The organism is Candidatus Dependentiae bacterium, assembly GCA_018897535.1.
Taxonomy (GTDB): domain Bacteria; phylum Babelota; class Babeliae; order Babelales; family UASB340; genus UASB340.
Genome location: JAHIKO010000036.1, coordinates 1 through 7,106, shown reverse-complemented (window position 1 = coordinate 7,106; position 7,106 = coordinate 1). Strand labels below are relative to the sequence as shown.

Genomic DNA, 7,106 nt, shown 5'->3' with positions numbered 1-7,106 from the left:
TTTAACACTTTTAGTAAACGATTTTGGATTTGAAATCTTCACGCCACAGATACAAAATTTTTCAACAGAAAAAGATATCGAGTTATTTACTTACATGCATTGGAACCAAGAAAATGGCCCAGTTTTATATGGTTTTGAAACTGAACTGGAAAAAACTATTTTTTTATTAATAATAGATTGCCCAAAAATCGGTCCAAGCATTGCGATGAATATATTATCTCAAATGTCGACATCAGAATTTATACAAATAATAAGTCAGCAAGATGAAAAAGCTTTAAGTAAAATTAATGGAATTGGTGAAAAAAAAGCCGAGCAAATAATTGTTGCATTAAAGCATAAAATTGCAAAATTAATATCAACGGGAAAATTAAAACCGGAAGAATCTCAAACTGATTTTACACAATGGCAAAATATAACAGATGTTTTAACTTCGCTTAATTATTCAAAGCAAGAAATTGCAAAAACTATAAAATTTTTGTCAGAAAAACATGCCGGACAAAATATAGCTTTGGATCAACTTATACGTTCTGCATTAAATTTTTTATCAAATAATATTTAAGCAGTTTTAATTTTAAGCTTTTTATCTTCAACCAAATCTGCTCTTGAATGTAATTCAAAACCAAGTTCTACAATTTTATCCACAAACTCCATAGGTTTTAAGCCAACTTCAGCGGCAGCATGAAATATTGCAGTAGCAGGAGTCATACCCGGCAAAGTATTAACTTCCAAAATTACCAAACGCTCTTTACCGGTTGGTGAAATTTTTTCATCTTGATAAAAACAATCTGTTCGAGCATAACCCTTTAAATTTAAAGCTTTATATGCGCAAGCAATTTCTTTTCTTATAAAATCCAATGCCGTTTTTGGCAGTGGGGCAGGGGTTAAATTTTCTCCGGCACCGGGTAAAAACTTTTCTTCTATAGATAAAATATCTTTACTTGCAAGAACTTTACTTGGTGGCATAGCAATAACATCGTTATTACCAAAAGCTCCACATGTAAGCTCCATACCAAGTATAAACTCTTCGATCATAACCAGTGCTTTACCCGATTCTTTAAAATAAATTTCTATATTTTTAAATAATTCTTTTTTATCATTTATTTTTTTAACAAAAAAACTACATCCGTCATCATGAGGTTTTACGATTAACGGATAATTAAAATCTTTTGTTATTTTATCTAAAAATTCTTGATTATTATTTTCAGCCCAAGTATTACTAGCAAGCATTACAGATTTTGCTACATGGAAACCTTTATTGCGTAAATATTGATTAGTTTTAAACTTATCCATACAAAGCGCACTGGCCAAAACTCCGGATCCATTGTACGGTAAATTCAACATCTCAAGCATACCTTGAACCGATCCATTTTCTCCAATACCGCCATGCAAACCAATAAAAACAAAATCACAAATAGATGGCAAATCTGCCCAGTCAATTTTCATTTCAAGCGTCAATAATTCATTAATTTCTCTTGTAGAATTTTGAACAAGTAATTTATTTGTAATTTTATAAAGTTCTTTATTATTATCTACAAAAACAGGAATTACTTCATATTTGTGTGGCGACAATTTATAACAAATATTTCTTCCGGAATCTAGAGAAACTTCTCTTTCATTTGTATTACCACCCAAAAGTACAACTATACGTTTCCTCGAATTTAGTTCTTTATTCATATTTTCTTGCGAAATTAAATTTATATTAGACATACCGTATTGCTTTAATTCAGAATCAATTAAATAATTTATTAATTGAGTGTGATTTAAACCTTCCTCTGCTGCTTGATTAAATAAAAAAGATGACGGACTCATACCTGTCAATGAATTTGGATCTATTATATAAATTTTACCATCTTTGGTTAAAAAACCATCTATGCGAGATATAGCGTTGAAATCTAAAAGTTTTGTAACATTTAAACATGTATTTAAAATATCTTGATGTAATTTTTTATCACATCTTGCGGGAGTTATTTTTGTTGCTCTTCCCGGCATATATTTTTGTTCATAATCATAAAAATCGTAACCATTTTCTACAATCACTTCAGTTACAGATAATGGAAGCCATTCTTTATTTGGTTTTTGTAAACATACACAAACAAACTCCATACCTTCAAGTTTTTCTTCTATCAAAACAGATTGCATAATACCTGAAGTACATGATGAAGCATCTTTGATAGCTTTTAATAAATCTTTTTCTTTATAAATTACAGAAACACCAAAACTTGAACCTTCATGTGCTGGTTTTACAACTACGGGAAGCTTGATTTTATTTTTTTCCAAACTATTTAAAATATTTTCTAATTTTATATTTTTAATATCATAAGCACTTATTGTTATATCTTTTGGTGTATTTATTTTATTTGTTTCAAGAATAACTTTTTGTGCAACCTTATCCATAATTAAAGCACTACCAAAGACCTTGGCCCCCAAATATGGAATATTTAAAATTTCCAAAATACCTTGAACAGTCCCATCTTCTCCAAATCTGCCATGTAATGCCAAATACACAAAATCAATTAAATTTTTTAAATCATCCCATTTAATTTGTTTTGCTTCAGAATCCAAACGATTATAAAAATCGGAAATTTTTCCTCTATGTAAAAAATGCCATGGCAATAAATAAAGTGTTCCATTATCTTTTTGAAATACCGGTACAATTTCAAATTTTTGCACATCCAAATGATCACATATTGTGCGTCCTGAATTGAATGAAACTTCTCTTTCAATAGAACGACCGCCCATTAAAACGCCTACTCTTAATTTTGAAAAGCTTCCAGAACCATTCACAATAATCCCCCTACATAGTCTCAAAATTTATGTTCAGATATTAAACAAAAATAAATATTAGCACACAATATAATAATTAAAACAAAATTTTAATATAAATCTTTTAAAGCTTTTACAATATCTTTATGAGAAAATATTGCGTTTGCCATACCAACTTCATCTACTCCGGATTCTTCGATTAATTTTATATTTTCTTTATTAATTCCACCATCCATAGATATAGTAAAATTAAGATTCATACCGTCTCGGTGATTTTTTAATATTTCAACTTTATCTAAAACTTCCGGAATAAATTTTTGCCCTGAAAAGCCAGGTTTAACAGACATTACAAGAACCTGATCCAAATTATCCACATAATCAAATATTTTTGATACTGAAGTTTCGGGATTTATAGCAATTCCAACTTTGCAACCTAAAATTTTAACAGCTTGAATTAAATTTAATATTCGATCTGGTTCTAAAGTAGCTTCGTAATGAAAAACAAAGATATCATCACGCCTTAATTTAATTTTATTAACCCATTTTTCAGGCATATCAACCATCAAATGTAAATTAATTGGCAAAGTTGCAATATTTAAAATAGCCTGAACAAAAGAATATCCCCAAGTAAGATTAGGAACAAAATGATCATCCATAACATCAATGTGAAAACCGTCACAATGAGGTTCAAGTAATTTTATAGTTTTTTCCAAATTCAATAAATCTGAAGAAATTAATGATGGTAAAATTTTCATCAAAGCTCCTTAGTCCGTTATAACGTCACCCATTTTAACTTGTGTTTCATAACCATTTTGTGAATTTATCAAAAATCTTTCTTTTATTTTTATTTTATTTTTTTCAAATATCAAAACAATTGTAGATCCGCCAAATTCAAAATAACCAATAAGCTCACCTTTTTTATATTCTTTATTTAAAAAATATTTATTAACAATTTTACCAACAAACATCGCACCTACAGGTATAAATAAAACATCACCGAAATTTTTTGAACCTAATTTTATTGATATTCGTTCGTTAGTATATAGTGGCTGAATTCCCGATTTATAAACAAGTGAATTTACCGACTCCAATTTACCACTAATTGTTTTTTCTTTGGAAACTACACAATCAAATGGAAAATGATACCTGTGATAATCCTGCGGTGAAAGTCTGAATATAAGCATTAAGCCGTCTTGATAACGATTGGCTAATTCAAAATCATTTAAAAAATTATTTAAATTAAATTTTATATTTTTAACAAAAAATTCAGTATCTCTTGATAAATTATCTATAACAAAAAGTTTACTATCTGCAGGAGCTATAACTTTAGTTATATCTTTATTAATATTTCTAATATCTTGTTTTAACTCTCTTACAAAAAAATCATTAAACGATTTATATTCAGACTCTGTTTTTATAAATTCCGACATATTTATATTATGTTTTTTAATAAAATATTTTATTTTATATTTACTAAAAAAAGAATCTTGATAAAAACCAATTAATTTTGATAAAAATTTTTGAATAAAAATTGGTCTTAACGTCTGCCCAAGTTTATTAAAATATAAAAAATTTAAAAAACTAAGAGCCTCAGTTTTCTCTATAACCAATTTATTATTTACATCGTAGTAATAAATTTTTTGAAAACTATTTTTTGTTTGCCAAAAATTTAAAATTAAAATTATAAATATGATTAATAATAAAAAAAATATATTTAATATTTTCATATTAAATTAATAAATTCTCTTCTAAATAACTCGTAAAACCATCTACTCTTGCATGTAAATAATAATTTAAATATTTTATTGCATCTTTCAAAAAAGCTTGAACAAAAAAGTTATCTAAAAAATTATTTGCTATCCACGATGAACGCTCAATTTGCGATTCAATTAAACTAAATTCTTTTAATAAAGGCGTTTGAGATAGATCAAAACCTTTTTCTGTATTGTTTTTTAAGATTGCATATAAAGTTTCACTTGTATTAAGTATCAATTTATTAATACTTTCATCAGATATTTCTGATCTATCAATTTTTTCTTCACAATCCGATTGAACTTGTGTTGCCTGAGCTGCCGCCGTTATTACACTACCGACAATATTTGCAACAACGTCTTTTGGATTACCATTAATAATATTAACAACAGATGTTAAAAGCTTTGCAAACACACCCAAAAATGCTGCTATTTTTGCCTTTCTTCTTTTTCTATTTTTTAAAATTTCTTCAGAATTTGAATTATCTTTTAAACAATTTGGTTGTTCATCCAATGTCAATAAAAGTCTTACAGAAATCGTTTTTTTATCCAAAAAATCAGTTTCAACATTATTACCGAAAATATTAAAATTTAGTAAAAAACAGAAAATAAAACTAATAATTTTTTTCATCAAAACTCCCTATCTTACTGATAAAAACCTAAAATTCCCCATGATTGTGAAAAATCAAGATGTTCATCATACATTGCATTATTATTTACCAAAAATACAATTTCATTAATTTTAAAATCAGCATCTTTTATACTTTTTAATAAGCTTTCTATACAATTCCATTTTGCATATATTGACCATGATTGCTCTAAAAAAGACTGATCAAAAGATAAATATGCAATATCTTTTTCTTTACTAAGAGCAATTGAATTTAAAATAACTCTTTTTTTTATAATATTTTCTTCCAACAAAATTTTTAGCCAATCATTTACAAAATGTTTTAAAGTTTCAGCCTTATCCGATAACCAAATTAAATCTCGTTTTTCTGTATTAAATTTTTCATCTTTCCAATAATAAAATGTAACATTTTTTTTTACAGTTGAGTGATCAAAAAAATTACCTACAAAATTATTTTTATTAAAAGAAATAAATTTGATAACTAAAATATCATTATAAATTAAGAAAAATAAAATACCGGATAAAAATGCAATAATTGGTAGTATAAATTTAGTAAAAATCTTCAATATAATTAAATCCTAAAAACCAATATCTTTTAAATCAATGGAACCACTGTCTTCTCTTCTTATAGAGTCTTCATCCATATGAAAAGTTGAAAATTCCATAATTTCAGAATTTTCGATTCCGGTAAATCTATGCCACATTCCAATCTTTATATGCATAATATCTCCACAAGTCATAATTCGTTTTTCATATTTTCCTTCATATTCGGATTCCATTAAAACCAATCCCGAAAGTATATAAAAAGTTTCATCTTTTATATTATGCTTATGCATTGAACAACGGTAACCTTTTTTTAAAACAAGTTTTTTACCACAATATTTAGAATTATTTACAATCCATTCTTCATGGCCCCAAACCTTTGTTACAAAATTTACCAGCTTATCACCACCATGAATTAAATCTTTATTGTCTTTTAAATTTTTTAAATTTTGCATATTAAATCCCAATTTTATTAAAATAAGCTTATTAAGTTATAATAAATAATTAAAAAAAACCAAAAAGACAAGGATAATTTGAAATGAAAGAAAAAACAATATTATTAGGAGCCCACACTTCCATTAGTGGCGGTTTATACAAAGCCATAGAAGAGGGTGAGTCTATTGGCGCTACAGCAATACAAATATTTACCAAAAGCAGTAGATCTTGGTTTGTAAAAAAATTAACAGAAGATGAAATAATTAAATTTAAAGAAATTCATAAAAAATCCAAAATAAAAGTTATAATTGCACATTCTTCTTATTTAATAAATTTAGGCTCGCCTAAAAAAGATATTGAAAAAAAATCTGTTTTATCACTTAAACAAGAACTTGATAGATGTGAAGAATTAAATATACCATATTTGGTTATTCACCCCGGAGCCTACCTGGATTCTGATGAACAAACATGTATAAAACAAATATCAAAAAATTTAGATATAATTTTAAAAAACAGTATAGGAAAAACAAAAATCTTATTGGAAACAACTGCAGGACAGGGTACAAATATTGGGCACAAATTCGAGCAATTAAAAACAATTTATGATAACTGCGAAGAAAAAGATAAACTTGGGTTTTGCCTTGATACCTGCCATATATTTTCAGCAGGATATGATATTTCAACAGAACCCGGCTATGAAAAAACGATTAAAGATTTTTCTAAAATTTTGGGATTAAAAAATTTATACGCGATACATCTTAACGATTCCAAAACAGAATTAAATTCCAGAAAGGATAGGCATGAAAATATTGGGCAGGGTAAAATACCTAAAAAAACATTTTCGTTGATTATGAATGATAAGAGACTTGAAAAAATACCTAAAATTTTAGAAACTCCTGTTGAAAAAACTCAAGATTATGAAAAAGAGATAGTTTTTTTAAAATCGCTTGTAAAATAATTTTTTAGAAATAAATAATATAAGTCCA

Annotated in this window: 8 protein-coding genes; 2 read left to right on the top strand and 6 right to left on the bottom strand. The window is 26.8% G+C overall.

Annotation, left to right across the window (positions count from 1 at the left end; translation table 11 throughout):
- On the top strand, positions 1-559 hold a 559-nt coding region (locus KKE07_01995; GenBank protein ID MBU4269630.1), incomplete at its 5' end, for a Holliday junction branch migration protein RuvA.
- On the opposite strand, the gene KKE07_01990 is transcribed toward KKE07_01995, so the two are convergent.
- The 6 genes from KKE07_01990 to KKE07_01965 form a co-directional block, all read right to left on the bottom strand.
- Positions 556-2,784, bottom strand: a complete 2,229-nt coding sequence (locus KKE07_01990; protein MBU4269629.1) for a hypothetical protein — start codon at positions 2,782-2,784, stop codon at positions 556-558. The two genes, KKE07_01995 and KKE07_01990, sit on opposite strands and share 4 nt — an antisense overlap.
- 89 nt (positions 2,785-2,873) lie before the next feature.
- Positions 2,874-3,518: a ribulose-phosphate 3-epimerase gene (rpe, locus tag KKE07_01985; protein MBU4269628.1), complete on the bottom strand. Its 645-nt coding sequence runs from the start codon at positions 3,516-3,518 to the stop codon at positions 2,874-2,876.
- 9 nt (positions 3,519-3,527) lie between these two features.
- On the bottom strand, positions 3,528-4,490 hold the full coding sequence (psd, locus tag KKE07_01980) for a phosphatidylserine decarboxylase (protein MBU4269627.1): 963 nt from the start codon (positions 4,488-4,490) through the stop codon (positions 3,528-3,530).
- A 1-nt stretch (position 4,491) separates the two neighbouring features.
- Positions 4,492-5,145 (bottom strand): hypothetical protein, encoded by a 654-nt coding sequence (locus KKE07_01975; GenBank protein MBU4269626.1) that lies wholly within the window; start codon positions 5,143-5,145, stop codon positions 4,492-4,494.
- Between the two features lie 14 nt (positions 5,146-5,159).
- Positions 5,160-5,708 (bottom strand): hypothetical protein, encoded by a 549-nt coding sequence (locus KKE07_01970; protein MBU4269625.1) that lies wholly within the window; start codon positions 5,706-5,708, stop codon positions 5,160-5,162.
- Positions 5,709-5,720: 12 nt separating this feature from the next.
- Entirely contained in the window at positions 5,721-6,140 is a 420-nt protein-coding gene (locus KKE07_01965) for a cupin domain-containing protein (protein MBU4269624.1), read from the bottom strand.
- An 83-nt stretch (positions 6,141-6,223) separates the two neighbouring features.
- Between KKE07_01965 and KKE07_01960 the strand changes: the two genes are divergently transcribed.
- Positions 6,224-7,078 carry a deoxyribonuclease IV gene (locus KKE07_01960; protein MBU4269623.1) on the top strand — a complete coding sequence of 285 codons (855 nt, stop codon included), beginning with the start codon at positions 6,224-6,226 and terminating at the stop codon, positions 7,076-7,078.
- Positions 7,079-7,106 lie beyond the last annotated feature (28 nt).